The organism is Cellulomonas soli, assembly GCF_052036975.1.
Classification (GTDB): Bacteria; Actinomycetota; Actinomycetes; order Actinomycetales; family Cellulomonadaceae; genus Cellulomonas; species Cellulomonas soli_A.
This window is the reverse complement of the sequence record NZ_JBQIAR010000016.1, coordinates 12102-38399: the sequence shown is the minus strand read 5'-3', so window position 1 is coordinate 38399 and position 26298 is coordinate 12102. Positions and strand designations below refer to the sequence as shown.

The window sequence follows — 26298 nt, the reverse complement described above, 5'->3', positions numbered from 1 at the left end:
GGTCGGGCGGGTGCGCGCGAGTTCGAGCGCAGGTGGGGTGCACCTCAGCCGGCGGCCCCGTGGGCGAGCGCGGCCTGGGCGGTCGCCTCGTGCAGGTCGAGCTCGGCGTCGTGCGCCCCCGGTGCGAGGTCGAACACGACCGTGCGCACCGTGCCGGTGAACGCGTACGGCGCCCTGTCCTCGTAGTCGAGGTCGACCACGCCGCCGTTGTCCCGGCCGATGTCCAGGCCCGCGTAGGTGCTGAACAGCAGCCCGACGGTGCGTGGCAGGTCGCCCTCGCCGATCTGCTGGTCGTCGGCCCACAGGGTCACGTGCCCGCCGGTGCCCGGGACGGCCTGGTCGGCGTCGAAGCGCATGGTCAGCGTGACGTCGCCCGTGGGCACGGGCACGGTCGAGGTCTGCCGGTAGGTCTCCACCCCGAGGAACTGGTAGGTGTGGTTGAGCAGCCCGTGCTCGTCGACCCACAGCGCGAAGCCCCCGATGAAGTCCGCGAACGCCACCAGCACGCCCTCGGCACCTGCCTCCGGCACGTGCACGGCCGCCTCGATGGCGTACGACCGGCCGTAGATGCGCGGGATCATCGTGGTCTGCACGTTCTGCACGTCGCCGGCGAAGCTGTACCGGGTCCGGGTCGGCATCGGCGGCAGGATCCCGAAGAACACCGCGAATCCGCCGAGCAGCGGCAGCACGTGGTTGCGCTCGGCCTCCGCCCAGAACAGCGCGACCAGCTCGGCGACCTTCTCCGGGCGTTCGGCCGCCAGGTCGTGCGCCTGCGAGAAGTCGTCGGGAAGGAAGTACAGCTCCCACACGTCCGCGTCGGGGTCCCACCCGCTGCCCGGCGCGAACCGCGACAGGGTCGCCGGCGAGAAGTCCCAGGGCAGCTTGTCGAGCTTGGTGCAGGCCCACCAGCCGTCCTTGTAGATCGCCCGGCTGCCGTACATCTCGAAGTACTGCACGGTGTGCTGCTCGTCGGCGTCCGGCGCGTCGAACGTGTACGCGAAGCTGGTGCCGTCCAGCGGCTCCTGCCCGATGCCGTCGACGACCGTCGGCGTCGGCAGCCCCACGACCTCCAGGATCGTGGGCACCACGTCGATGCAGTGCGTGAACTGCGTCCGCAGGGAGCCGCCGGAGGCGATCCGTCTCGGCCAGGCGATCACCATCGGGTCGCGGGTCCCGCCCAGGTGCGAGGCCATCTGCTTGCCCCACCGGAACGGCGTGTTGTTCGCGTGCGCCCACGCGGCGGCGAAGTGCGGCGCGGTGTGGAAACCGCCCAGCTCGGCGATGCCGCCGTACTTGTCGGTCAGCGCCATCTGCTCCTCGGCGTCGAGGACGAGACCGTTGAAGAACGTCGTCTCGTTGAACGAGCCGGTGAGCGTGCCCTCCATCGAGGCGCCGTTGTCGCCCCAGATGTAGATCACCAGGGTGTTGTCCAGCTCGCCCATGTCCTCGACGGCGTCCAGCAGCCGGCCCACGTTCCAGTCGGCGTTCTCCGAGAACCCGGCGAACACCTCCATCTGCCGGGCGTACAGCCGCTTCTCCGTGTCCGAGAGGCCCTCCCACGCCGGGTAGGCCTCGGGGCGCGGGGCCAGGTCGGTGTCCTGCGGGACGATGCCGAGCCGCTTCTGCCGCTCGAGCGTCTTCTCCCGGTAGACGTCCCAGCCCTCGTCGAACTGCCCGGCGTACCGGTCCGCCCAGGCCTTGGCCACGTGGTGCGGCGCGTGGGTGGCGCCGGTGGAGTAGTACACGAACCACGGCTTCTCGGCGTCCTGCGCGCGCACGGCGTGCAACCACTCGACGGTCTTGTCGGTGATGTCGTCCGGGAAGTAGTACAGCTTGCCGTCGGTCCCCTCGGGGACGCCGAGGGTGGAGTTGTCCTGCGTGATGATCGGGTCGTACTGCCCGGCGGCACCCGTCAGGAACCCCCACCAGTGGTCGAAGCCCCAACCCGTGGGCCAGTGGTCGAAGGAGCCGGCGGCACCCATCTCGTGCCCGGGGGTCATGTGCCACTTGCCGAAGCCCCCGGTGACGTACCCGTTCTCCTTGAGGATCCGCGGCAGCGCCGTGCACGCCTTCGGGCGCATGCCGGTGTAGCCGGGGAACGGCCCGGGGAACTCGGCGATCCCGCCCATGCCGACCCGGTGGTGGTTGCGTCCGGTGAGCAGCGCGGCCCGCGTCGGCGAGCACACGGCAGTGACGTGGAACCGGTTGTACGTGACGCCCTGCTGCTGCACCCGGGTCAGGTTCGGGGTGCGGATCTGACCGCCGAACGTGTCCGGGCCGCCGAACCCGGCGTCGTCGATGAGCACGATCAGCACGTTCGGGGCGTCGTCCGGAGCCTTGACCGGCGCGACGAGCGTCCAGTCGCCCGCCGAACCGTCGATGGTGTGACCGGCCACGCCGCCGAACGGCTTGTCCGGCACGGGCAGGACCGTGCGGTCCGGGGAGAACTTGCCCATCGCCTCCGCGAGCGCGTCCTTGAGCTCGTCGATGCCGCCCTCGTCCGACTCGACCACGGACCGCAGCGGTGCGCCGGCCAGGGCCTGCGAGACCTCGAGCCGCTCGTCGGCCGGGTACACACCGATGACCACGGCGGTGCCGTCCTTGAGCGCCGCCCCGACCTGGTCCTGGATCGCCCCGGTCAGCCGGTGGCCGGCGAACCGGCCGACCACCGCGCCGGCCGCGGCACCCACGGCCACCGAGGCGAGCATCGCGGGGGCGAACAGGCCGACGAGGACACCGACACCACCACCCCATCCCGCACCGCGGCGGCCGAGGTGGTTGCCGGTGTCGAGCAGGCGCGGGCTGCCGTCGGCGTCCTTGCCGACCAGGATCATCCCGGCGCTGTGCAGGTCCTTGGCGGCCACCCGGTCGGCCAGCGCACGGAACTCCCGCTCGGCGACGTCCACGTCGGGGTATCCGGCGACGATCAGCATCTTCGTCTCACTCATGGCCTGCTCCTGTGTCGGGTCCGGCGGTGTACGAGGTCATGACGTCGTCCGCGTAGCGGCCCTGGCGCACGAGGTCCGCCATCGCGCGCATGGGTCCGTCGACGTGACGGAAGAAGGCGAGGTACCCCTCGCAGAGGTAGTTCACGGGTGGTTCGCCGTCGCCCGCGGGGACGAACCTGTCCTTGGGGCACCCGCCGTTGCACGCGAAGAGCACCTCGCACTCGCGGCACCGGGTCGGCAACGTGTCGCGCTTGGCCTGGCCGAACGCCTTCTGGCGTGGGCTGTCGACGATCTGCAGCAGCGTGCGACCGTCGGCCAGGTTGCCGATCAGATGCTCCGGCGAGACGAAGTGGTCGCAGGAGTAGACGTCCCCGTTGTGCTCGAGCGCGACCGAACGTCCGCACGTCTCGGCCTGCACGCACAGACCCGCGTCCGGCATGCCGAGCCAGTGCGCCAGGGCTGTGTCGAACGACTGCACGAAGACCGTGCCGACGTCGTGGCGCACCCACTCCTCGAACACGTCGACGAGGAACTGCCCGTAGGCATCGCCCGTGACCGTGCGTCGGCTGACCCCGTCGCCCTCCCGCTCGACGACCGGGATCAGCTGCACGAACGTCGCGCCGAGCTCGTCGCGCAGGAACCGGTACACCTCAGCGCCGTGGCCGGCGTTCGCCGCGTTCACGGTCGTCAGCGCGTTCCAGTCGACCCGGTTCCGGCGCAGCACGTCGATGCCGCGCACCACCCGGTCGAACGTCGGCTTGCCGCCCTTGTCGGTGCGGAATGCGTCGTGCATGGCGCGCGGGCCGTCGATCGAGGCCCCCACCAGGAAGCCCTCGCGGGCCAGGAAGGCGCCCCAGCGGTCGTCGAGCAGCGTCGCGTTCGTCTGCAGGGTGTTGAGCACCCGCTGCCCGGGGACCGCGTACGCACGCTCGACCTCGAGGACCCGCTCGAAGAAGTCGAGGCCCATCAGTGTCGGCTCGCCGCCCTGGAACGCCACCACGACCTCGTCGGCACCACGATGCGCCTCGAGCAGCCCGGCCACGTAGCGCTCGAGCACCTCGTCGTTCATCCGGAACGAGCTGCCGGCGTACAGCTGCTCCTTCGCCAGGTAGAAGCAGTACTCGCAGTCGAGGTTGCAGATGGCACCCACGGGCTTGGTCATCACGTGGAAGGCGCGCGGCACGGGTCGTGCCGGGTCGGCAGTCAGCATCAGGCCCCCTCGTCGGTGCACCCGATCGTGGCCCGGTCGGGTCGTGGGCGAATCCTCCGATTCGGGTGAACCTGCGGGGTCGGGTGGTGGCGGGGACTCCCCGCAGCGACAGCCGGTGATCGCGATGCCACCATGGCCAGGAGGGGGCGGTGCGTGAGCGGACTCCGCACGGCCGGGGGGCGGCGCGTCGGCAGGCTCCGGACGCACAGGGGGACCACATGAGCGTGTCGGAGGGTGCAGAGCCACCGCTCGTGCTGCCCGCGCCCCAGGGTCCGACCGGTGACGGCACCGCCTGGGTGGAGCGGACGCGGCTGCTGGCGCGCCTGTCGACGCAGGCCCGCACACCGGTCGTGCTGGTCAGCGCACCCGCGGGGTCCGGCAAGTCGACCTTCCTCGACCAGTGGTCGCGGCTCGACGGACGCGCGTGCGTCACCATCTCCGCCACCGTCTGGCTGGACGACCCTGCACTGCTGGCCCGCGCGCTGGTGGACTCCTTCGCGCGGATCGGTCCTCCCGCCTCCGACGCCCGCACGGGCGTCACCGGGCAGGAACCTGGCTGGTCGGCGACAGTCCTGCCCGGGCTGGCGCGGCTGGCCGCGACCCGGCTGTGCGACTACCTGCTCGTCGTGGACGACGTGCACCTGCTGCAGGGTGCGGCCTGCCACGCCGCGCTCGCGGCCGTCGCGGACGCCGTGCCCGACGGGAGTCGGCTCGTGCTCGCCACCCGTGAGGAGGCGCCCCGGTACCTCGCCCGGGCGCGCGCAGCGGGTCGGCTGCTCGAGATCGAGCCCGACGACCTCGCGTTCGACCTCGACGAGGCGGCCACGCTGTTCGACCGGCTGGACGTCACCCGGTCCGACGACGAGCTCGCCGAGGCCGTCGAACGGGCCGAGGGGTGGGCCGTGGGGCTCTACCTGCACGCCCTGTCGATGCGGGGGCACGGCACCGGCGGACCCCGGGACGGCGGACCGTCCCGTCGAGGGCGTGACGGCTTCGTCTTCGACTACATCGGCACGCAGGTGCTCGACGGCCTGGACCCCCGCACACGGCACTTCCTCACCCGGACCGCCGCCCTCGACGAGCTGCGACCTGCCGTGTGCGACGCGATCCTCGACCGGCAGGACTCCGTGGCGGTCCTGCCCGAGCTGTGCGACCACCTGCAGCTGGTGATCCCGGTCGACGACTCCGGCCAGCGGTTCCGCTACCACCACCTGCTGCGTGACGCGCTGCTGAGCGAGCTGACCCGCGAGGCACCGACCGAGCTGGTCGACCTGCACCGCCGGGCGGCGCTGTGGTTCGACGAGGCGGGCGACCTCGACCAGGCCGTGCGTCACGCCCGGGCGACGCACGACGGACGGCTGCTGGCCGACATCATCTGGCCCGCGGTCCCCGACTGCCTGACGAGCGGATCGCTCGAGCGGCTCGCCGGGTGGTTGCGCGGCATCTCCGAGCACGACCTGCAGCAGGAACCGCGGTTGACGACGGCGACCGCCTGGCTGGCGCTCCAGCAGGGCGACCCCGAGCGGATGGACCGCTGGCTCCTGCACGCCGAGAACTTGGCCGGGCGGGACTGGCGCGAGCACGCACGTACGGACGAGGTCACCGCCTCGCTCGCGTGCGCCGAGGCGGTGGTGGGCAGGGGCGGGCTCGCCGACAGCATCGCGCTGTGCGACGCGGCGCTCAGCGGCCTGCCACCGGACTCGGGCTTCCGGAGCGCGGCAGCGTTCGTGCGCGGGGTCTGCCTGACGCTGCTGCGCGACCTCCCGGCCGGGCTCGCGGGCCTGGGTGCCGCCGAGGGGCTCGCGCGGGCGCTGGGTCAGCCGCTGCTCGTGGCCGACTCGCTGTCGTGGCAGGGGCTGCTCGCCGTCGCGTCCGGCGACCAGCGACGCGGCACCGAGCTCGTGCTCGAGGCGCGGAGCCTCATCGGCGACCACCAGCTCGAACGGCTCGCGACCTCGGCGCACTGCGTCACGGCGCTGGCGCTCGTCCTGGCCCTGAACCACGACCCGAGTGCCGTGCGCGTGCTGGGCACGGCCCGCCGCCTCACGGCGGGCACGGACGGCATCGCGCCCTGGTTCGCCGTGTGCGGGCGGCTCGTCCAGGCCCGCGCCGCGGTCGCCCTCGGTGACGGCTCCCTGGCGCGGCGTCTGATCAGCGAGGCCACGACCCACCTGACGCCCGACCTGCGAGACACGCTGGTCAGCGACTTCCTGGCGGAGGCGCAGTCCGCGCTCGCGATGCTCTCGGTCGAGGGCGTCTCGGCGGCGGCCCTCTCGCCGGCGGAGATCCGGGTGCTGCAGTTCCTGCCCAGCCATCTGACGATCCCGCAGATCGGCGAGCACCTGTGCCTCTCACCGCACACCGTGAAGTCGCACACGTTGGCGATCTACCGCAAGCTCGGCGTCTGCTCACGCGACGAGTCGGTCGAGCGTGCCCAGCGGCTGGGCCTCGTCGAGGCGCCGCCGCGCGACTGATCTGGCCCGATCCACCCCGGGTCTCACCCGATCCACCGGATCGGGTGATGTGTGCCCGGCCTCCCTGCTGGTGGCCTTGACGTGCGCCGCCATCGTGACGAGCCCGGCGCGCGGGGGGAGTGCCGCCGTGGGAGCTGCACGGGACGGACCGCGAGCATCGCTCGACCGCACCCTGCCCGGTGGTCCGCGCACCACGTACGTGCAGCTGGCGCGCGGCCTGCGGTGCGCCGGGGGCACCCTCCGCCTGGAGCAGCTGGCACCCGCGACGATCTGGGTGCTCGGCGACCCGACGACCACCGTCGGCCAGGTGTCGACCGGTGCGTTCCTCGACCTGTGGTGGCAGAGGCACGAGGGGACGGGGGTGTGGTGGTCCATCGCGCGGCTGCGTCTGCTCGGCGCCGGCACGCACCTGCTCGGAGACCCGGCCCTGCGGGTCAGCGCCCCGCGGATCACCGGCTCGGGCCTCACGTACGACGTCGAGGTGCACGCCGGGGTCGTGCCCGCCCGGGCCGGCGGTTGCGTGCTGTTCATCGACCCGCCGGATGCGCCCACGAGCCGCTGACGTGCGGACGGCCGGTGTCGGTCCGTCATCCAGATCGGTGGATGTGGCCCCCGGCGCCTCGTCCCAGACTCGGAGCAGCCTCACCTGACGACGAACCGAGGAGGGTCCCGAGATGGACAGCGTGGCCGAGCGGTTCTGGTGGTCCCCGCCTTCCACCTCGTCTGCATCTCCGTCGTCGCCCGCGGGTCGGACATGCTGCTGCAGGCCGGGTCGATCACCCCGGCGGAGCTCGACACGCGCAAGGCGAAGGCCCTGGCCTGACGCTGCTGGTCGCTGCTGACGGAGACCCCCATGTCCGATGCCGGCCGACCTGGCCCGACCACGCGACGGACGGTGCGCGACGCCTACGGGCGCCGCTCACCGTTCGCCTCGTCCACCAAGGAACCGCTGACCCGTCGCCTCGTCCCGGTGGTGACCACGGTGCGCGGCTACTCCGGCAGCCGTCTCCGGCAGGATGCGATCGCAGGTCTGACGGTGGCCGCGCTCGCGCTGCCCGCCGGCATGGCGTACGCCGAGCTAGCAGGCCTGCCCGTCACCGCCGGCCTCTACGCCCTGCTGCTCCCGGTGCTGGTCTACGCCGGGATGGGTGCCACGCGCCGCGGGGTGATCGGACCCGAGGGTGCCGTGGCGCTGCTGGTCGCCTCGGCGCTCGGCCCGCTCGCGGTCGCCGGGTCGCCCGAGTACTCCGCGCTCGCCGCCGCCCTGGCCATCGGCATCGGGTGCCTCTTCCTGGTGGCCAGGCTGGCGCACCTGGGCTGGCTCGCCGACTACTTCTCGCAGTCGGTGCTCGTCGGCTACATCTCGGGCGTCGCGGTGCTCATGGCACTGGGTCAGCTCAGCAAGCTGACCGGAGTCTCCAGCGACCTCGAGGGCGAGCTGCAGGCAGCCGCCGACACGCTGCTGCACCTCGGCGACGCGAACGTGTGGACCGTGGCCGTCGCCGTCGTCACGCTGGTGATCCTGGTCGTCCTGCCGAAGGTCGCCCCTCGGGTGCCTGCCGCGCTCGTGGTGGTGGTCCTCGGCATCGGCGTCTCCTGGGCGATGGATCTGCAGTCCCACGGGGTCGCGCTGACCGGACCCGTACCGGCCGGGCTGCCCGACCTGGCGCGACCGGACGTCGGCATGGACGAGCTCCGGTCCCTGGTGATGCCGGCGCTGGCCATCTTCCTGGTGAGCTTCGCCGACGCGATCCTCATCGCCCGCTCGTTCGCGGCCAAGCACCGCGAGACGGTCGACGCCGACCAGGAGCTGCTCGCCTACGGCCTGGCCAGCGTGGCCTCCGGGTTCAGCCACGGGATGCCCATCGGGGCGAGCGGTTCGCGGACCGCGGTCAACGACTCGATGCGGGCGACCAGCCAGGTCAGCGGGTTCGTGGCGTTCTCGGCCATCGCACTGATCCTGCTGGTGCTCACCGAGCCCATCCAGTACCTGCCCTCGGCCGTGCTGGGCGCGGTGATCCTCGTCGCCTCGCTGCGGCTCGTGGAGCCCGCCCAGTGGCGTGCGCTGACGCGCAGCAGCCGCGCCGAGGTGGCCATCGCCGCCGTCACGGCGGTGTTCGTCGTCACGATCGGTGTGCTCGCCGCGATCGCCGCAGCCGTCGTGCTGTCGCTCGTCGACGTGATCCGCCGGATGGCCGCACCCGAGGACGCCGTGCTCGGCTGGTCCGAGGAGGACGGCCGGTTCGCGGACGTGCGCACCCGCCCGGACGCGGTCGTCACACCTGGGGTCGTCGTCTACCGCATCCAGGGCCGGCTGTTCTTCGCGAACGCGCACTTCTTCAAACGGCGCATCTGGGCGGCCGTCGACGGCGCCCCGCGTCCCGTGACCACCGTCGTGCTCGACGCCGGGGGCCTCTCCGGCATCGACGCCACCGCCGTGGACGCCGTCGCGGAGGTCCACGCCGGCTGCCTGGCGCGCAACATCACCCTGGAGGTCGCCCGGGCCACCGCCGATCTGCGCGAGCACTTCGCCTCGACCGGGTTGACGGACGTCATCGGCACGGAGCACTTCCACCCGACGGTGGTCGCGGCGGTCGCGGCAGCAACCGCCTGATGCGCACGGTCCGGTCAGCAGCGCGTCGTCGGACGGAAGGTCGCGGCACGCCTTCAGGGCGATCAGCGCGCTCGCACGGAACCCGCACGGGAACCGAGTGCCTCGTGTTCGCTAGACGATCCAACCGATGACCGTGACCGCACCGATGACCACCAGGGCCGCCAGGGCAAGGCCGCCGACCAGGCAACCGATGACCGGTGCGGCATCCCACCACGAGCCGCCGACCTCACGCCCGCCGGACGACCAGTCGAGCTCCCGACCGGCCTTGGCCTCTGCACTCGCGCGGACCTCGAGGAGCCGCCGCCGGGCCACCTCGGTCGCGGCCGCCGCTTCCGACCCCCGCCAGCGGAGGGCCCGCATGACCCGGACCGGGTTGCGGCCGCAGGCCTTCTCGAACGCGGCGACCTCCTCCGGGTCGCGATGCTCGCTGAGGTAGGACCAGCGTCCGGCCTCCACCTGGTTGCCGTCGAGGCGGAAGAGGTCGGCGAGCCGCTCTCGGGCGTCGAGCTCGCGCGGCTTGGACGTGAGCAGGCTCTGCAGACGCGTGCGCGCCATCGTGACGTCGCCGCTGCGCAGGTCCTCCTCGACCCTAGCCAATGTCCGCTCCACGCTCACGGGGCGACTGTAGGGGCCGACGTCCGCGCATCACAGGCAATTGCTGGCCGCCAGCGAGCGGCCCGTCCGGCAGACCGCCGCGCTACCGCGCCTCTGCCGGGCAGCTCCATCCGACGGTGGTGCCTCAGGTTCCGGACGGGACGACCTGCCGCACCTCGGCCGTGCCGTTCCCGACGACGATCTCCTGGTCCGGGCACACCGGTCCGGGCAGGACCACGGTGCTGCCCGAGGGGAACTCGACGGTGACGTCACCGGGCGTGCAGCCGTAGTCGAGCAAGACCACGCCGCCCCAGGGGGAGACCGTCGCTTCCTCGTCCCCCGTCAGGATCGTCGCCTCGGAGTCGCCCTCGTTGACCACGGACAGGTCGCCCTCGTCGCTGCACGCCGTCAGGGCGATCGCCACGCCCAGGGCGAGAGCCACCGGCACGACGACCGGCGAGGCCACAGCGAGGACGCCACCCGAGACCAGCCGTCGCTGCGCGTTCACCGTGTCCCCCGCTCGTCGCTGCGTGGGTTCGACGCTAGCGGCGTGCCCGACGGGCGTCCGAGGATCGACGGTCCGCACACCGAACCTGCACAGGCCGCCCCCAGCGGCTGAACGCCCGACGCCCAGCCGGCTGCGGCGCTACCGTGGCCGGATCTGGTCTTCCTCTCGAAGGAGCCGATCGTGTTCCTGCTCGTCACCGTGGCCGGCGTCCTCCTCGGCGTGGCCTACGCGGGGTTCGTCGACCGGCGCTTCGGCGTGAGCGACCGGCGACGGTGGATGGCCCTGGTGCCGTTCTGGGTGCTGGCCGTCGGGGTCGCCGTGGCGCTGCACACCGTGAACCAGGTGGACCTGGTCCCGCAGGCCGTGCAGTCGTTCGCGGTCGGCTCGCTCGGCGAGACCCTGGTCGACTGGGTGCGCACGCGTCGGCGCCGACGTCTCGAGGCGTCCACGCCGACGGCCTGAAGATGGGTGCACCGCCCGCGAAAGCCCCGCGGTGGTGTGCACCCGAGATCGCACCTCGACGCCCGGTCTCGGCCATGACGAAGGGCCCGCCACCCACATCGCTGCGAGTCACGGGCCCTTCACCGGCGGAGGATGGGGGATTCGAACCCCCGAGGGCTTTCACCCAACACGCTTTCCAAGCGTGCGCCATAGGCCACTAGGCGAATCCTCCCGGCCGCACGATGGTAGCGGACCGAGTCGGCATCCCCGAACCGGGTCCCGTGCGGGCATGCAAGGACCCCCCGCACACCCGCCAGAGCTCACCTGCCCTTGCTGCCTTCCGGCCCTGGGGGAGTTCAGCGAGATGACGCCGCACGAGGGGTCTGCCACCAGCCTAACGCAGCGCGGGCGGCCGGCCGTCACACCGGGTTGGACCAGCGGTGGATCTCGCCGTCGGCCATCACGAGCACGCCGGAGGTACCCGGCAGGGTCGTGACCCACTCGACGGCGTCCGCGCCGCGGGCCACCGCGGCGGTGGCCATCACGTCGGCCCACAGGATCGAGGGGCCGACGACCGTGGCCGAGAGCACCCCGGTGACGGACTGCCCGGTGAACGGGTCGATGATGTGCGCGCCGCGTGCCGCCACGCCGGACGTCGCGATGGCGCCCTCGGTGACGTCCACCCAGGCCAGGATCGTCGAGCGGTCGTTCGGGTCCTCGATGCCGACCCGCCAGGGGGCGTCGGCCGCGGACCGCACGAGCACGTCACCCCCGGCGTCGATGGCCACGTCGCCCTCGACCTTCTCCAGGAACGTCGCCGCGCGGGCGATCGCCCAGCCCTTGACCAGGCCCGTCGGGTCGAAGCCGTCACGCCAGCGCCACGCGTCGAACCAGCCGTCGGTGCGCTCGCGGGCCTGCCGGCACAGCATGTGCACCTCGAGGACCTCGGGCGGGCAGTCCGCCAACCGGATCTCACCGCGCCGCACGCGCGAGATGACCGAGTCCTCGCGGTACGTGCTGAACACCGTGTCGATGCGGCGCAGCTCGGCGTACGCGTCGGCCACGGCACGCGCGGTCAGAGGGGCCGGTGCCATCGGTCCGCGCACGTGGATGCTGACGGGCATCCCCATGATCTGCTCGACCCACGAACGCCTGGGGGGCTCGACGGAGGTGGGCACGAACGGCACGGGCTCCGTGGGTGGGAGGGCGGCGGCCGGGCGGTCGGTGGTGGAGAGGGTCATCACGGTCCTCGTGGTCGTGACGCAGCGGGTTGGGTGGTGCCCCATGGTGCTCCGTGAACGTGAGAGGACCATGAGAATCAGACAGATCGGACCGTCAGGCTAGCGCCTGGTCGATGGCCGACTGCAGTGATTCCACATAGGCGTCGCTGGTGTACGTCGCACCGGAGACCAGGTCGATCGACGCGCTCTGCGCCGAGAGGGCTTCCTCGTTGAGCACGGGGACGGCGTAGGCGTTGATCTGCTTCGACTTGCCGTCGCGGGTCGGGTAGGCGATGGCGTCCGAGGCGGTGATGGTGCCGCCGGAGACGGTGATCTCCACCTGCACGTCGCCGAACCGGGTCGAGACGGTCGTGCCGGTCCAGGTCCCGTCGGCCATCCCGGACGTGCTCGTGCTGCCCGAGTCGGCGGTGCCCGACCCGGTGGTGCCGGAGTCCGCGGTGCCGGAGTCTGCGGCGCCCGGATCGGTGGTGCCGGACGAGTCGGTGCTCGACCCCGTGTCGGTGCTCGATCCGGCGCCCGCGTCGGTCGTCGCGTCGCCCGTGGTGGACGACGTGACCGGGGCCTCCGCGGTGGTGGTGCTCGCGGACTCGACGGACCGGTTGGTGCTGGTCGGGTAGGAGAAGAGGAGGACGAGCCCGCTGAGCGTGCTCATGAACGCGATGACGATGCGACGCATGATGACCTACCAGGTGTAGCGCTCGAGATGGATGGCGGAGTCGGGCACGCCCGCGGCACGCAGGTCGGTGACGACCGCGTCGGCCCAGCCGTCGGGCCCGCAGACGAACACGTCGTGCTCGTCGAGGTCCGGGATCAGATGCCGCACGGCCTGCGGACCGGCCACGTGCCCGTACTGCTCCGGGAGCCACGAGGTCCCGGTCCGTGAACGGCGGCCGACGAGGGTCACGTGCCGCAGGCCGTACTGGTCGGCGAGCCACGCGGCGTCCTGCAGCAGGGAACCGTCCTGCTCGTCGCTGAGCCGTTGCACGAGCGTGTCCGGGCCGGTGGTCCGGCTCGTCGCGGCGTGGTCGTGCAGCAGGGCCATCACGGGTGCCACCCCGGTGCCGGCGGCGAACGCCGCGATGCGCGGGCGGGTGCGGGCGCTGCTGACCATCCGCCCGTACGGACCCTCGACGAGCACCCGCGTGCCGGGTCGCATCGACGCGATGCGCTCGCCGTCGTCGCCGTCGACACCGATGGTGACGCGCAGGCCCGCGGTGGTCGGGGCGGCCGACAGGGACAGCGGGTGACCGCGGGTCCAGCCCGGTCCGGTCAGGAACCGCCACGTGAAGTACTGGCCGGCCTCGACCCGCAGCCGCGACAGGTGGCGGCCGGTGATGTGCACGGTGACGGTGCCACGCCCGGCGGGGGTCACCGAGACCACCTCGAACCGGTGCCGCGCCGACAGCAGCAGGGGCGCACCGACCCGGTACACCAGCACGCACACCAGCACCGCGCCGTACAGACCCCACCAGTAGGCGGCGGCCCACGGCTGCGCGGTCAGGTCGCTGCCCGTCCACAGCTGGTGCGGCAGGGCCAGGCCGACACCCAGGTACGCGTACAGGTGCAGCAGGTGCCACGACTCGTACCGCAGGCGGCGCCGCGCGGCCCGCATCGACAGGACCACGACCATCGTGATCATCAACGTGCCCGCCCAGGCCAGCAGCATCCCCGGGTACGTCAGGGCCATCGACCACGCGGACTGCACCACGCCGGTGCCGGTGTACAGGTTCTCGGCCAGCACCAGCGTGACGATGTGCACCAGCAGCAGGTGGAACGAGCTGAAACCGACCCACCGGTGCCACTTGGCCAGCCGGTCCGCGCCGTACGCCCGCTCGATCACCGGCACGCGCGCCATGCCGAGCACCTGCAGCAGCAGCAGGTTCGAGGCCCACAGACCCGTCAGGCGACCCAGCGACGACAACGCCGCCGCCGGTCCGGCCAGCACGTCCTGCAGGCCCGAGTTGGCGACCCACAGGGCGGTGACGACCAGCAGCGTGCCCCACGTGAACATGCCGACCGCATCGGGCCACCAGGCGCGACGCAGCGGCGGGCGCAGGCGGACCGGGCGTGCCGGATCGGCGCCCCGGCGGGTACCGGCCGCGGTCCTGGCGGTCGCGTCGAGCCGTGTGGTGCGCGGCGCCCGGGACGCAGGGGTCGCGCCGGGTCGTGCGGTGGTCGTGGTCATCGTGGCTCCTGTCCGATCGACCTCGCGGGGTCGTGAGCACCACGGTGGCGGCACGACCTGGGGGAACTCTGAGAACCGGCGGTGCACCGCCCCAGCAACGGGACTCCACGGCGGGCTCTCAGGGGTTCCTCAGGGTCGGCTCGTCCATCCGGTGGACACCGGGCGGCCCCGGGTCGGCCCGCAGTCGCAGCGGCCGTCGGGCCAGGTCCGTCCCGCAGGCCGACGCGGGCCGGCGCTCTCCGGGCGGACGCTGGCCGCATGAGCGCACCGAGCCCGTACCCCGCCTCCACCCCGACCGCAGCGAGCGCCGTGACCGCCGCACCGACGCCCGCCCTGGCCCTCGCCCCGGCGCACGCGCCGTCGCCGATCGCCCGGCTCCGTGCGCGCGGCCTGGTCAAACGGTTCGGGGCCACCACCGCGCTCGCAGGCGTCGACGTCGACCTCGGCGAGGGGGAGTCGTTGGCGGTCATGGGCCCCTCGGGCTCCGGCAAGTCCACGCTGCTGCACTGCCTGGCCGGGATCCTGCCGCCCGACCAGGGCTCCGTGGTGCTCCGCGACCGCGAGGTCTCCGGGCTGGGCGAGCGGGAACGGTCGCTGCTGCGGCGTCGGCACTACGGGTTCGTGTTCCAGTTCGGCCAGCTGCTGTCCGAGCTGCCCGCCGTGGAGAACGTCGCCCTGCCGTCGATGCTGCTGGGCACCTCCCGCAAGGACGCGATCGACATCGCCACGCAGTGGCTCGGCTCGTTGGGGCTCGCCGGGATGGAGGGCCGGCGCCCGGGCGAGCTGTCCGGCGGGCAGGCGCAGCGGGTCGCCGTGGCACGTGCGCTGATCACCGGGCCGGACGTGGTGTTCGCCGACGAACCCACCGGCGCGCTCGACCAGGCCACCGGTCAGGACGTCATGCGGATCCTCACCGACACGACCCGGCGGGCCGGCGCCTCGCTGGTGGTCGTCACGCACGACGCGCAGGTGGCGGCATGGTGCGACCGCCGCATCGAGGTGCGCGACGGCCTCGTCGTCGGCGGTGCCGCGTGAACCCCGTGCTGGCGCTCGCCCCGCGCCTGCAACGCGCCGGCGGGCGTGACGCGAGGGTCGTGACCGGGCTCGCGGTCACCGCGTTCGCCGTCTCCACGGCACTCACCCTGTCGGTGGTCGGCGGGCTGCTGGGCTTCGTCCACCGCGCCCAGCACCCCACCAGCCAGTACCTGACGGACGTCGGCGACGCCTACGTGCTGTTCGCCTGGACGGCCCTCGTGCTCCTGGTCGTCCCGCTGATCACGCTCGGCGGCGCCGCGGCACGCCTGGGGGTGTCCCGGCGCGACGCCCGCCTGGCGACGCTGCGGCTGCTGGGCGCCACACCACGTGAGGTCGTCGGGCTCACGCTCGTCGAGACCGTGGGCCAGGGGTTCGTCGGGGCCGTCGCCGGCACGCTGCTCTACGGCGCGCTCCTGCCGCTGTGGGCACTCGTGCCGTTCCAAGGCACCACGTTCACCGTCAGTGAGCTGTGGGTCGGGTGGCCGGGGGTGCTCGGTGCGCTCGTGGGTGCACCGCTGCTCGCACTGGTCTCCGGCGCCGTGTCCCTGCGCCGCGTCACCGTCTCCCCGCTCGGGGTGGCCCGCCGCCAGACACCCCCGGGGCTCAGCGCGCTGCGCCTCGTGCTCGCCCTGGTCGGTGCCGGTGCGTTCATGGTCGTCTCGGCGACGCTCGGCATGTGGGGTGCGGCCGCGGTGATCCTGCTCGTGGCGATGTTCGCCGTCGCCTTCGCCACCCTCAACGCGCTCGGACCGTGGACCCTCGGGCTGCTGGGCCGACTCCTGCTGCGGCGCGCGAACACCCCCGCGCGGCTGCTGGCCGCCCGGCGCCTGCTCGACGACCCCCGCGCCACCTGGCGCATCGTGGGTGGGCTCGGCCTGGCCGGGTTCGTCGCCGGGTCGCTCGCCGTGGTTCCCGTGCTGACCGTCGGCCAGGACGTCGACGCCGAGGGCCAGCTGCTGTTCGACGACATCGTCACCGGCGCGATGCTCACGCTGGTGATCACGTTCCTGGTGGCTGCCGCGTCCGCCGGCATCTCGCAGGCCGCCTCGGTGCTGGACCGGCGCCGCGAGTACGCGCTCGCGGACCTGGCTGGTGTGCCTGTCGAGCTGCTCGACGCGGTGCGACGCCGTGAGGTGCTCGTGCCGCTGCTCGCGGTCGCCGTCGGATCGGCGGTGCTCGCACTGGTGATGCTGCTGCCGCTGTTCGGGATGGCTGCCGTGCAGTCGCCCGGCGGGTTGCTGCTGCTGGTCGGCTGCCTCACCGGGGGTGTGCTGCTCGTGGTGGCGGCCACCGAGACCAGTCGGCCGCTGCTGCGGTCGGTGCTCGCCACGACGGTCGTCCGCGCCGACTGACGGCCGCGCGAGCCGGGCTCGCCTCGGGGAGGGCTCGCCTCAGGCGGGGTCGGGGCGCAGCGCGAGGCGGGTGAACGTCTGCTCGGCACCCGTCTCGCGCTTGAGCCGGCGCACCAGGTGGTCGATCGCGGCCGGGTCCGCGACGAGCGCGTGCAGCAGGTAGTCGTACCCGCCGGTCACGTGCACGGCGTCGAGGACCTCGGGGAACCCCGGCGGGCGGTGCAGCCGCTCGAGGAACTCCTCGCTGGCCCCCGGTGCGAGCCGGACGTCGACGAACACCTCCAGCGGGTGCCCCGCGCCCGGCGCAGGAGCACCATCAGGGGCAGGGCCTGGTCCGGTGGCCGAGGGGGACACCGGACCGGACCCTGCCGACGCCCGGCCCGCCGCGACCGCTGCGGTGCGGGCGGTGACGACCGTGAACCCCCGGATCGTGCCGTCGCGCTGCAGGGCCCGGACGCGGGCCGCCGCGGCGTTCGCGGACAGGCCCACCCGGCGGCCCAGCTCACGGAAGGGCAACCGCGCATCCGCGGTCAGCTCGCGCAGGATCGCGCGGTCGATGTCGTCCACACCGCGATCATCGCAGCCGGACGAACAGATGCGCAGCGGGTGGGTGCGTGCGGCCGGACCGGGCGGGCACCATCGCCCGCATGCCACCAGGTGCCGGGTCGGGTGCGGCGCTCCTCGTCGGGGTGCTCGCGGGTCTCGCCGTGGCCGTGCCGGTCGGCCCGGTCGGCGTGCTGCTGCTGCGCGAGGGATTGGTGCGCGGCACGCGCGTGGCCGTGGGGGCGGCGCTCGGGGTCGCGAGCGTCGACGCGGTGTACGCGGTGCTCGCCGTCCTGGTCGGCGTGCCCGTCGGGCGGGCGGTCGAGGCGCACGCCGACCTGGTGCGGCTGACCAGCGCGGGCGTGCTGCTGCTCGTCGGGGCGGTCGGGGTCGTGGGCGCCGTGGGTGGGCTGCGCGCTCCCGGCCCGGTCGACGCCGCGGCACCCGACGGTGCCGGTGGCCTCGCGGGCATCGGTGGCCGCGGCTGCCCAGCGCACCGGGGTGGGACGCCGCGCGCCGCCTACGCGCGGTTCGTGGCGCTCACCGCGGTCAACCCGACCACCGCCGTCACGTTCGCCACCGTGGCCGTGGGTGCCGTGGCGGGCCTGGCCGACGCCTCGTCCGCGACCGTCACCACCGGGAGGCCCGGGCCCGGGGTGGGTGCCGCGTTCGTGGTCGGCGTGGCACTCGCGTCCGCGGCCTGGCAGCTGGTGCTCGCGCTCGGCGCCGGGCTGCTCGGTGGCCGCGTCGGGGTGCGTGGGCGCACGGCGCTCTCGCTCGGCGGCAGCCTCGTCGTGGTCGCGCTGGCCGGCGTGCTGGCGCTCGGCTGAGCGGTCGCAGGGGGTCGGCGGCCGTGGGTGCGGGCGTCTAGGGTTCGGTGCGTGACGACAGCCCTGTACCGCCGCTACCGGCCCGACTCGTTCGCCGAGGTGATCGGGCAGGACCACGTCACCGCACCCCTGCGGCAGGCGCTGCGCAGCGGTCAGGCCAACCACGCCTACCTGTTCTCCGGCCCGCGCGGCTGCGGCAAGACGACCTCGGCGCGCATCCTGGCGCGCTGCCTCAACTGCGAGCAGGGCCCTACGGACACCCCGTGCGGTACGTGCCCGTCGTGCGTCGAGCTGGCCCGCGGCGGCCCCGGCAGCCTCGACGTCGTCGAGATCGACGCCGCGAGCCACGGTGGTGTCGACGACGCCCGTGAGCTGCGTGAGCGCGCCACGTTCGCCCCCGCGCGTGACCGGTACAAGATCTTCATCCTCGACGAGGCCCACATGGTCTCCAACCAGGGCTTCAACGCGCTGCTGAAGATCGTCGAGGAGCCCCCGCCGCACATCAAGTTCATCTTCGCGACCACCGAGCCCGACAAGGTCATCGGCACCATCCGCTCGCGCACGCACCACTACCCGTTCCGGCTCGTGCCGCCCGACGTGCTGGTGCCGTACCTGGAGCAGCTGTGCCAGGCGGAGCAGGTGCAGGTCGGCTCCGGCGTGCTGCCGCTGGTGGTGCGGGCGGGCGCCGGCTCGGTGCGCGACACCCTCTCCGTGCTCGACCAGCTCATCGCCGGGTCCGGTGAGCAGGGGCTGGACTACGAGGGTGCAGTCGCCCTGCTCGGCTACACGCACTCCTCGCTGCTGGACGACCTGGTCGAGGCCATCGCGGCGCGCGACGGCGCCTCCGCCTTCAAGGTCGTCGACCGTGTCATCTCCACCGGTCACGAGCCGCGTCGCTTCGTCGAGGACCTGCTCGAGCGTCTGCGCGACCTGATCGTCATCGCCGCCTCCGGTGACGCCGCGTCCGCCGCGCTGCGCGACGTACCGGCCGATCAGCTCGCCCGCATGCGCGCGCAGGCCCAGCACCTCGGGGCGGCCGAGCTGTCGCGCTCGGCGGACCTGGCCAACGCCGCGCTGACCGAGATGAGCGGGGCGACCTCCCCGCGGCTGCACCTCGAGCTGCTCATGGCGCGCCTGCTGCTGCCCGCGGCCGACGACACCCGCGAGGGTCTGGCCGCACGGCTCGACCGGCTCGAGCGGCTCGACCGCGGTACTCCGACCGGTGGTGCAGGGGCCGTGCCGGCCGCGACGCCGGCCGCCGGCCTGTCGCGGCCGCAGCCGGCACCCGTCGAGCAGCCCGCACCCGTGCCCACGCCAGTGCCCACGCCCGAACCTGCCGAGCCTGCCTCGCACGTCGAGGTCGACCCGCCCGCGGAGCCCGCTCCGCCTGTCGAGGTCACCCCGCCCGCTCGACTCGCCGAGCCCACACCGCCTGTGGAGGTCGCCCCGCCCGCCGCACCCGCTGCCCCGGCTGCGGCGTCCTCCGGCGCGGTGGCGGCCGACACCGAGATGCTGCGTCGCCGCTGGCCCGAGGTGCTCGGCACCCTGAAGGGTCTGCGCCTGCCCGCGTGGGCGTTGGTGAACCAGCACGGCCAGGTGCTCGAGCTGGACGCGACGACCCTCCGGCTCGGGTTCGCCCAGCCCGGTCTGGTCTCGACGTTCATGGGCTCGCGCCACCACGAGGCGCTCGGCAGGGCGTTGCGCGAGACACTCGGCCTCGACGTCCGGGTCGAGGGTGTGCTGGTCGAGCAGGGTCGCGGCCCCGCCACGGCGAGCGAGCCGCCCGGTGACCGGGGGGCGGCACCCGCGGGCCCTTCGGCCGACGCCGCGTCGGGCTCGCGCGCGATGAGCTCTGCCGAGGCGGCCGCGTCGTGGGACGCCCCGGCAGCCAGGCCCGCGCCCGCGCCCGCGGCCCCGGTGGCACCGTCGGCGCCGCAGGGCGGTTCGCGTGGCGCGGCGGTCCCCGAGCGGGGCCCGCAGGTCACGCCGCCGGACGACGACGAGCCACCGTTGGCCGAGCCGCCGGACGACGACTGGCACGAGTCGGGCCCGCCGTCCCCGTCCGAGCGGCAGCCGTCCGCGCCGGGCGCCTCGGGTGCCCCCGGGGCAGGTGCAGCACCGTCGGCCCGGGAGCGGGCGATGGCCGCGGTCCGGCGTGAGCGGTCCGAGCAGGCCGCGACGCCGCCCGAGGAGGACGACCCGTCGCCCGACGACCCGGACATCACCGCGTCGGGGCTGGTCGGTGCGCCGCTGATCGCCCAGATGCTCGGCGGCACGGTCATCGACGAGCAGCTGGACGACCCCGCCTGACCTTCGTCCCGCAGGGCCACCACCCGGCCGCGCCTACGGTCGAGCCAGTCGGCCGACCGGTCCGGCTCCACCGGGCCTCGCGTCCGGGCCCCGGAGGAGGCAGCCATGCGTGCGGTCAGGTACCACGGCACGGGAGACGTGCGGCTCGAGGAGATCCCCGCGTCGGTGCTGCGCCCCGGTGCGGTGCGCATCGCGCCGGCGTGGACGGGCATCTGCGGCACGGACCTGCACCTGTTCCAGGACGGCCCGTTCCCGCCGGCGCCCACGGCCGGCGCCCCGCACCCGTTGTCGGGCGAGACGCTGCCGGTGGTGCTGGGGCACGAGTTCTCGGGTGTGGTCCTGGAGCTGGGTGAGGGCGTCGACGGCCTGACGGTCGGCGAGAGCGTGGTCGTCGAGCCGCTGCTGGTGTGCGACCGGTGCACCTCGTGCCTCGAGGGTCGCTACAACGGTTGCGACTCGATGGGTTTCGTCGGCATCTCCGGCGGCGGGGGTGGCCTGGCCGAGCAGGTGGTGGTCGACCGCCGGTGGGTGCACCCGGTGGGCGACCTGCCGTTGGACGAGGCGGCGCTGATCGAGCCGCTGGCGGTGGCGGTGCACGGGGTGCGTCGCTCGGGCGCGGTGGCCGGCGACGTGGCGGTCATCGGTGGTGCGGGTCCCATCGGTCTGCTCGTCGCGGCCGTGCTCCGAGGGCTCGGGGTGACCACCGTCGTCACGGAGGTCAGTGCCGCCCGCAAGGAGACGGCGTTGCGCACCGGGGTGGCCGACGTGGTCCTGGACCCCACCCAGGACGACGTGCCGGCGCGGGTGGCGGCGCTCACGGACGGGCGCGGGGCCGATGTCGCGTTCGTGTGCGCCGGGGTGCAGCCGGTCCTGGACACGATGCTCGAGTCGGTGCGGGCGCGCGGGGTGGTGCAGGTCGTCGCCGAGTTCGTCGGCCGGCCCACGGTGGACCTGTCGCGCGTGGTGCTGCGTGAGCTCGACGTGCGTGGTGCCATCGGCTACGCCCACGACCATCCGACGGCGATCGCCCTGGCCCGCGAGGGCAAGGTCGACCTGGGGGCGTTCGTCTCGGCGCGGATCGACGCGGCGGACATCGTCGAGCAGGGCTTCCGGGTGCTGGTCGAGCAGCGCGACACGGTCGTGAAGGTGCTCGTCCGGCTCTGAGCGGGGGGCCGGTGCGGGCGGGTCCAGCGCGGGCGCGGGCGCCGTCGCCCCGTAGGCTGCCCGTGTGTACGAAGGCGCGGTCCAGGACCTGATCGACGAGCTCGGGCGGTTGCCCGGGGTCGGTCCCAAGAGTGCCCAGCGGATCGCGTTCCACGTGCTCGCGGCCGACCCGGCGGATGTGCGGCGGTTGGTCGACGCCCTCACGGAGGTCAAGGCGCGGGTGCGGTTCTGCGCGGTGTGCGGCAACGTCGCGCAGGAGGAGCAGTGCCGGATCTGCCGTGACCCGCGCCGTCAGGCGAGCGTGATCTGCGTGGTCGAGGAGCCGAAGGACGTCGTGGCGATCGAGCGCACGCGCGAGTTCCGCGGCAAGTACCACGTGCTCGGCGGGGCCATCAACCCGATCGCGGGGGTCGGCCCGGACGATCTGCGGATCAAGGACCTGATGACGCGGTTGGCGGACGGCACGGTCACCGAGGTGATCCTGGCGACCGACCCGAACGTGGAGGGTGAGGCGACAGCCACGTACCTGGCGCGTCTGCTGGTGCCGATGGGTCTGACGGTCAGCAGGCTGGCCTCGGGTCTGCCGGTGGGAGGGGACCTGGAGTACGCGGACGAGGTCACGCTGGGACGGGCCTTCGAGGGGCGTCGACGCATCAACGCGTAGTCGTCGGCCACGACAACGAGGGGAGCACGATGAGCACGACGGACGAGGCGTCGGGGGACGCCGACCTGCGCGACATCGCGCGTGCGGTGGCCGACGAGGCCCGCAGCTACCTGACCACCGTGACGGAGGTCGCGGCGGGCACCAACCCCGACGCGTCGTTGCCGTTGCTGCTGCTGGCGGTCTCGGACGTGCTGGCGGCCGGTGCACGGCTGGGGGCGACGCAGGACGTGGTCCCGACGTTGCGGTTCGAGCCTGACCTGGGCCCGGACCCGGATGTCGACCCGGTGCGTGCGGGCCTGGCGAACGTGTTCGAGGGCATCGACGAGTACGACGAGGTCGTCGACCCGGTGCTCGGCCCGGACGTCACGCAGGCCACGGTCTCCGGTGACCTGGTCTCGATCGCGGGGGCGCTCGCGCAGGGTCTGCGTCACTACGAGACGGGTCAGGTGCTCGAGGCCTTGTGGTGGTGGCAGTTCTCGTACCTGTCCGACTGGGGTGGGCGGGCGTCGAGCTGTCTGCGCACGCTGCAGTCGATGCTGGGTCATCTGCGGCTGGACGTCGACGACGACGTGGCCACCGAGGCGGAGTACGACGCGCTGCAGCCCTGAGTCGACGAGAGCCCCGGTGCGCGACCTGTGAGGTCGGCGCACCGGGGCTCTCGTGCGTGCGGGGTCAGCCGACGGTGGTGTCGATGACCACGTCGATGTTGCCGCGCGTGGCGTTGGAGTAGGGGCACACCTGGTGGGCGCGCTCGACGAGCCGCTCGGCCTCGGCCTGGTCCATGCCGCCGATCTCGACGTGCAGGGCGGCCTGGAGCTGGTAGCCGCCGTTGCCGTCGGGCTGCAGGGAGATGTCGGCGACGACGCTGGTGTCCTGCAGGGTCGTCTTCTCGGCGCGGGCGACGGTGCGCAGGGCGGAGTGGAAGCACGCGGCCCAGCCGGCGGCGAACAGCTGCTCGGGGTTGGTGCCGCCGCCGGGGCCGCCGAGGGCGGTGGGGATCGCCAGGGCGAGGTCGAGCTGACCGTCGTCGGTGACGGCGCGTCCGGCGCGGCCCTCACCGGTCGCGGTGGCCGTGGCGGTGTAGAGCGTGCTCATGGTGCTCCTCAGGAGTAGACGGACTAGTCTGTCTACCGTACGTCGTCCCGCCGCCCCGTGTCACACTCGGGCCGGAACCCACCCACAGCCAGCTCCCAGGAGACGAAGATGACCGCGTCTGCACCCGCCGGGCAGACCGAGCCCCCCGCCGGACGCACGGTCGTCGGCCGCCCTGGACGCGACGGTGGGCAGTCGCCGGTCGCCGCCCGGATCCTCGAGATCGCCGCCGCGCGGTTCTACACGCAGGGCATCCGCGCGGTCAGCGCCGATGCCCTCATCGCCGAGGTCGGCGTCACCAAGGCCACGTTCTACCGCCACTTCCCGACCAAGGACGACCTGGTCGTGGCCTACCTGACCGCCGTCGCCGAACGCGAAGAGGCGCAGCTGGACGCCTGGGCCGGCGAGCGCCCCGACGACCCGGCCCACGTGCTGCGCACCTACGCCCGGGCCGTCGGCGCGCAGGCCTGCTCGCCGGGGTTCCACGGCTGCCCGTTCATCAACGCCGCCGCCGAGTACCCCGACCCGCAGCACCCGGTCCGCCTGGTCGTCGAGCAGCACCGACGGCACCTGCTGCGCACCGCCGCGGACCTGCTGGCACGGCTCGGCGTCCCCGAGCCCGACCGGATCGCCCTCCAGCTCGGCATGCTGCGCGACGGCGCGATGGTCGCCGGCGACGTCGGCACGCCCGAGGCGGTCACCGAGGCGCTCGTGCAGGCCGGCACGGCACTGGTCCGCGCCGCCCGGAACGGCTGAACGAGCCGCCCGCGCGTCAGGCCACACGCGTCCCGCGGGCCAGGGTATGCTGGGGGATCGTCAGCCGTCGCACGGCCACCGCGAACCCGGCCGCACCCAGCAGCAGGTTGAACGCCAGGCCCCACGGCCACACCGGTGCGTCGGAGACCTCGGCCTGCTGCACCGCGTCGCCCTCGCCCGTGTAGCCCCACGACCAGCACTCGTCCACCTGCGGGTCCGGTCCGGCACGCAGCGCACGCACACCGTCACGGATGCCGGCGAGCGGGTCGGTGCGGTTCTCCAGGTCGCCGGTGCCGGCACCGTCGGCGACGACCACGAACGGGTTCATGCCCAGCAGCCACCACGTGCGCTCGGTGTGCATCACGTCGCGCTCCTGCGTGCTCCACTCGCAGTCCGGGGACTCGTCCTCCGTGTAGTCCCAGGTGGGCGGCATCCCGTAGACCTCGACCTGCTCGGTGGTCGTGATCGACGGGAACGTCACCGCGTAGAAGATCAGCGAGAAGATCGTCAGGGTCGCCACCGTGACGAACGTGAGCACGGTGGAGCCCGCCGTGCGGGCCGTCAGCGCGGACAGGCCGATCCCGATCCCGCACACGGCTGCCAGCAGCAGGGCCACGAGCACGGTGACCCGCACGATCGCCCACACCGGTGTGCCGCCGAACGCCAGTGCCAGCCCCAGGAACGGCAGGCTCACCGCGAGGAACGCCAGCGACGCCGCCCAGGCAGCCAGCAGCTTGCCCATCGCGATCTCCGCGGGCGTGAGCAGCGTGACCTGCAAGGTGGCCAGCGTGCCCGCGTTGCGGTCGCCGTTGACGGCCGTCGACGTCAGCGTCGGGGTCACCAGCAGACCGAGTCCGAGCACCAGGAACGTGACGATGCCGAACAGCAGCGGTCCGTACTGCGACGGCGAGGAGTCCGCACCCCACGTGCTGGAGACCGCCCCGGTGGACAGCAGCGTGATCGCCCCCACGAGCAGGAACCACGCGACCAGCGCGACGATCCAGCGGGTGGACCGCACCCGCTGGCGCAGGTCGAGCACCGCGACCGTCCGGATGCCGTGCCAGGTCATGTTCCACGGGCTGCGCCGCGTAGGCGGCACGAGCGTCGGCCCGCCGTCGGTCGGGTCGTGCTGCTCGTCGAGGGACACCGCGCTCATCGTGCTCACCGTCGTTCCTCGTCGAGGGCCAGGTACGCCTGCTCGAGCGCACCACCGGCCGGGGCCACCGAGACCAGCGGGACGCCGGCCGTGACCGCGTCACGGATCAGCAGGGCGGCGCCCTCCTCGTCGGCGACCTGCACCAGCACCGCGCCGGGTCCGGCGGTCACCGGTGCCAGGGGGTCGAACGGGCCTCCGTCGTCCGGGCTCCACGCAGCCCCCACCGAGGTCAACCAGGCGGTCAGCGCGGGGAGCTCCAGGGCCCGCACGCGCCAGGCGCGCGGTGCACCCGCGGACGGGTCGAACGCGCCCTCGGTGACGGTGCGGCCGCGCGAGACGAACACGGCGTCGTCGGCCATCTCCTCCAGCTCGGTCAGCACGTGGCTCGAGACGAGGATCGTGCGGCCCTGGTCGGCCAGCTCGCGCAGCAGCACCCGCAGGTCCACGCGCGAGCGGGGGTCCAGCCCGCTGGCCGGTTCGTCGAGCAGCAGCACCTGCGGGTCGTGCACGAGTGCGCGGGCCAGGCCCAGCCGCTGCTTCTGGCCGCGGGAGAGCACGCTCGCGTGCCGGTCGGCGTACTCGGTCAGGTGCACGGTGGCGAGCAGCTCGTCCACGCGGCGGCGGGCCGCACCGGGCGAGATCCACGACGCGGCGGCGAACGTGAGCAGCACCTCGCGGGCGGTCAGGGAGTCCCAGGTGCCGAACGCGTCGGGCATCCAGCCGGTGCGGGCCCGGGCCAGCGGGCCGTCGGCCACGGGGTCGTGCCCGGCCACGCGCACCTCGCCGGAGTCCGGCACCAGCAGACCGGCCAGCACCAGCAGCAGCGTCGTCTTGCCGGAGCCGTTGGGGCCGACCAGCGCGGTCACGGCGCCGGGGCGGGCCACCAGGTCGACGCTGTCCAGGGCGCGCACGGTGCCGAACGAGCGGTGCAGCCGGCGCACGACGATCCCGTGGCTGGCGGCGTCGGGGGCGGCCGCCACGGCGGGGGCAGCGGGCGCTGCCGCTGCTGGCGGGATGGCGGGGACGTCGGGCGGGGTCTCGTCGACCGGGCTGGGCATGCGCCCAACCTAGGGCCGGGCCGTAGGCGCCCGGAGCCAAACCGCTGACCCGCCCGTGCAGAACCTGTGAGGGTCCCGGCAGCCCGTCCGTCATGCGGAACTCGGGGAGTCCGCACTCTGGTC

At 73.5% G+C, this 26298-nt stretch carries 24 protein-coding genes, 1 tRNA gene and 1 other RNA gene; 13 read left to right on the top strand and 13 right to left on the bottom strand.

What is annotated here, in order from left to right; genetic code table 11:
• Positions 1-44: 44 nt before the first annotated feature.
• A complete protein-coding gene (locus tag ACTHAM_RS15170; RefSeq protein ID WP_440688932.1) occupies positions 45-2948 on the bottom strand; it encodes an arylsulfatase in 2904 nt (967 codons plus the stop codon).
• Positions 2941-4158 (bottom strand): anaerobic sulfatase maturase, encoded by a 1218-nt coding sequence (locus ACTHAM_RS15165; RefSeq protein ID WP_440688930.1) that lies wholly within the window; start codon positions 4156-4158, stop codon positions 2941-2943. The genes ACTHAM_RS15170 and ACTHAM_RS15165 overlap by 8 nt, the downstream gene beginning before the upstream one ends.
• A gap of 218 nt (positions 4159-4376) precedes the next feature.
• Between ACTHAM_RS15165 and ACTHAM_RS15160 the strand changes: the two genes are divergently transcribed.
• From ACTHAM_RS15160 to ACTHAM_RS15145, 4 genes are all read left to right on the top strand, one after another.
• Entirely contained in the window at positions 4377-6632 is a 2256-nt protein-coding gene (locus ACTHAM_RS15160; protein WP_440688928.1) for a LuxR C-terminal-related transcriptional regulator, read from the top strand.
• A gap of 127 nt (positions 6633-6759) precedes the next feature.
• Positions 6760-7194 carry a hypothetical protein gene (locus tag ACTHAM_RS15155; protein WP_440688926.1) on the top strand — a complete coding sequence of 145 codons (435 nt, stop codon included), beginning with the start codon at positions 6760-6762 and terminating at the stop codon, positions 7192-7194.
• A 138-nt stretch (positions 7195-7332) separates the two neighbouring features.
• Complete coding sequence (locus tag ACTHAM_RS15150) at positions 7333-7455, top strand: hypothetical protein (protein WP_440688924.1); 123 nt, start codon at positions 7333-7335, stop codon at positions 7453-7455.
• Between the two features lie 30 nt (positions 7456-7485).
• Positions 7486-9246, top strand: coding sequence for a SulP family inorganic anion transporter (locus ACTHAM_RS15145; protein WP_440688922.1), 1761 nt, complete (start codon positions 7486-7488; stop codon positions 9244-9246).
• Positions 9247-9357: 111 nt separating this feature from the next.
• Here the strand turns inward: ACTHAM_RS15145 and ACTHAM_RS15140 are convergent, their stop codons facing one another.
• Together ACTHAM_RS15140 and ACTHAM_RS15135 are read right to left on the bottom strand one after the other, a co-directional pair.
• Positions 9358-9861 carry a DUF6584 family protein gene (locus tag ACTHAM_RS15140; protein WP_440688920.1) on the bottom strand — a complete coding sequence of 168 codons (504 nt, stop codon included), beginning with the start codon at positions 9859-9861 and terminating at the stop codon, positions 9358-9360.
• A gap of 124 nt (positions 9862-9985) precedes the next feature.
• Positions 9986-10348 (bottom strand): hypothetical protein, encoded by a 363-nt coding sequence (locus ACTHAM_RS15135; protein ID WP_440688918.1) that lies wholly within the window; start codon positions 10346-10348, stop codon positions 9986-9988.
• Positions 10349-10528: 180 nt separating this feature from the next.
• On the opposite strand from ACTHAM_RS15135, the gene ACTHAM_RS15130 reads away from it, so the two are divergent.
• Complete coding sequence (locus tag ACTHAM_RS15130; RefSeq protein WP_440688916.1) at positions 10529-10810, top strand: hypothetical protein; 282 nt, start codon at positions 10529-10531, stop codon at positions 10808-10810.
• A gap of 126 nt (positions 10811-10936) precedes the next feature.
• Here the strand turns inward: ACTHAM_RS15130 and ACTHAM_RS15125 are convergent.
• The 5 genes from ACTHAM_RS15125 to ACTHAM_RS15105 all read right to left on the bottom strand — a co-directional run bounded on the left by ACTHAM_RS15125 (position 10937) and on the right by ACTHAM_RS15105 (position 14215).
• A tRNA-Ser gene (locus tag ACTHAM_RS15125) sits at positions 10937-11021 on the bottom strand.
• A 58-nt stretch (positions 11022-11079) separates the two neighbouring features.
• Positions 11080-11176: signal recognition particle sRNA small type (ffs, locus tag ACTHAM_RS15120), an RNA gene on the bottom strand.
• Between the two features lie 32 nt (positions 11177-11208).
• Positions 11209-12030: an FAD:protein FMN transferase gene (locus tag ACTHAM_RS15115; protein WP_440688914.1), complete on the bottom strand. Its 822-nt coding sequence runs from the start codon at positions 12028-12030 to the stop codon at positions 11209-11211.
• A gap of 94 nt (positions 12031-12124) precedes the next feature.
• On the bottom strand, positions 12125-12706 hold the full coding sequence (locus ACTHAM_RS15110) for an FMN-binding protein (RefSeq protein ID WP_440688912.1): 582 nt from the start codon (positions 12704-12706) through the stop codon (positions 12125-12127).
• A 6-nt stretch (positions 12707-12712) separates the two neighbouring features.
• The gene (locus ACTHAM_RS15105; protein ID WP_440688910.1) at positions 12713-14215 is read right to left on the bottom strand and encodes a ferredoxin reductase family protein; all 1503 of its coding nucleotides are present in this window, start codon (positions 14213-14215) and stop codon (positions 12713-12715) included.
• Between the two features lie 258 nt (positions 14216-14473).
• Here ACTHAM_RS15105 and ACTHAM_RS15100 point away from each other — a divergent pair, with 258 nt between their 5' ends.
• The gene (locus ACTHAM_RS15100) at positions 14474-15250 is read left to right on the top strand and encodes an ABC transporter ATP-binding protein (protein ID WP_440688908.1); all 777 of its coding nucleotides are present in this window, start codon (positions 14474-14476) and stop codon (positions 15248-15250) included.
• Positions 15247-16602 carry an FtsX-like permease family protein gene (locus tag ACTHAM_RS15095; RefSeq protein ID WP_440688906.1) on the top strand — a complete coding sequence of 452 codons (1356 nt, stop codon included), beginning with the start codon at positions 15247-15249 and terminating at the stop codon, positions 16600-16602. Before ACTHAM_RS15100 ends, ACTHAM_RS15095 begins: the two co-directional genes overlap by 4 nt.
• 39 nt (positions 16603-16641) lie before the next feature.
• On the opposite strand, the gene ACTHAM_RS15090 is transcribed toward ACTHAM_RS15095, so the two are convergent.
• On the bottom strand, positions 16642-17169 hold the full coding sequence (locus ACTHAM_RS15090; protein ID WP_440688904.1) for an Lrp/AsnC family transcriptional regulator: 528 nt from the start codon (positions 17167-17169) through the stop codon (positions 16642-16644).
• An 80-nt stretch (positions 17170-17249) separates the two neighbouring features.
• Between ACTHAM_RS15090 and ACTHAM_RS15085 the strand changes: the two genes are divergently transcribed.
• The 5 genes from ACTHAM_RS15085 to ACTHAM_RS15065 all read left to right on the top strand — a co-directional run bounded on the left by ACTHAM_RS15085 (position 17250) and on the right by ACTHAM_RS15065 (position 22721).
• A complete protein-coding gene (locus ACTHAM_RS15085; RefSeq protein ID WP_440688902.1) occupies positions 17250-17975 on the top strand; it encodes a lysine transporter LysE in 726 nt (241 codons plus the stop codon).
• 51 nt (positions 17976-18026) lie between these two features.
• Positions 18027-20285 (top strand): DNA polymerase III subunit gamma and tau, encoded by a 2259-nt coding sequence (locus ACTHAM_RS15080; RefSeq protein WP_440688900.1) that lies wholly within the window; start codon positions 18027-18029, stop codon positions 20283-20285.
• Between the two features lie 105 nt (positions 20286-20390).
• On the top strand, positions 20391-21449 hold the full coding sequence (locus ACTHAM_RS15075; protein ID WP_440688898.1) for a 2,3-butanediol dehydrogenase: 1059 nt from the start codon (positions 20391-20393) through the stop codon (positions 21447-21449).
• Between the two features lie 64 nt (positions 21450-21513).
• Complete coding sequence (recR, locus tag ACTHAM_RS15070) at positions 21514-22113, top strand: recombination mediator RecR (protein ID WP_440688896.1); 600 nt, start codon at positions 21514-21516, stop codon at positions 22111-22113.
• A 29-nt stretch (positions 22114-22142) separates the two neighbouring features.
• Complete coding sequence (locus tag ACTHAM_RS15065) at positions 22143-22721, top strand: DUF5063 domain-containing protein (RefSeq protein WP_440688894.1); 579 nt, start codon at positions 22143-22145, stop codon at positions 22719-22721.
• 64 nt (positions 22722-22785) lie between these two features.
• Here ACTHAM_RS15065 and ACTHAM_RS15060 read toward each other — a convergent pair whose 3' ends face one another.
• Positions 22786-23208: an organic hydroperoxide resistance protein gene (locus ACTHAM_RS15060; protein WP_440688892.1), complete on the bottom strand. Its 423-nt coding sequence runs from the start codon at positions 23206-23208 to the stop codon at positions 22786-22788.
• 108 nt (positions 23209-23316) lie between these two features.
• Between ACTHAM_RS15060 and ACTHAM_RS15055 the strand changes: the two genes are divergently transcribed.
• The gene (locus ACTHAM_RS15055; protein ID WP_440688890.1) at positions 23317-23961 is read left to right on the top strand and encodes a TetR/AcrR family transcriptional regulator; all 645 of its coding nucleotides are present in this window, start codon (positions 23317-23319) and stop codon (positions 23959-23961) included.
• 16 nt (positions 23962-23977) lie between these two features.
• Here the strand turns inward: ACTHAM_RS15055 and ACTHAM_RS15050 are convergent, their stop codons facing one another.
• Both ACTHAM_RS15050 and ACTHAM_RS15045 read right to left on the bottom strand, forming a co-directional pair.
• Positions 23978-25117: an ABC transporter permease gene (locus ACTHAM_RS15050; protein WP_440688888.1), complete on the bottom strand. Its 1140-nt coding sequence runs from the start codon at positions 25115-25117 to the stop codon at positions 23978-23980.
• Positions 25118-25122: 5 nt separating this feature from the next.
• Positions 25123-26175, bottom strand: coding sequence for an ABC transporter ATP-binding protein (locus ACTHAM_RS15045; RefSeq protein ID WP_440688886.1), 1053 nt, complete (start codon positions 26173-26175; stop codon positions 25123-25125).
• Positions 26176-26298: the final 123 nt, after the last annotated feature.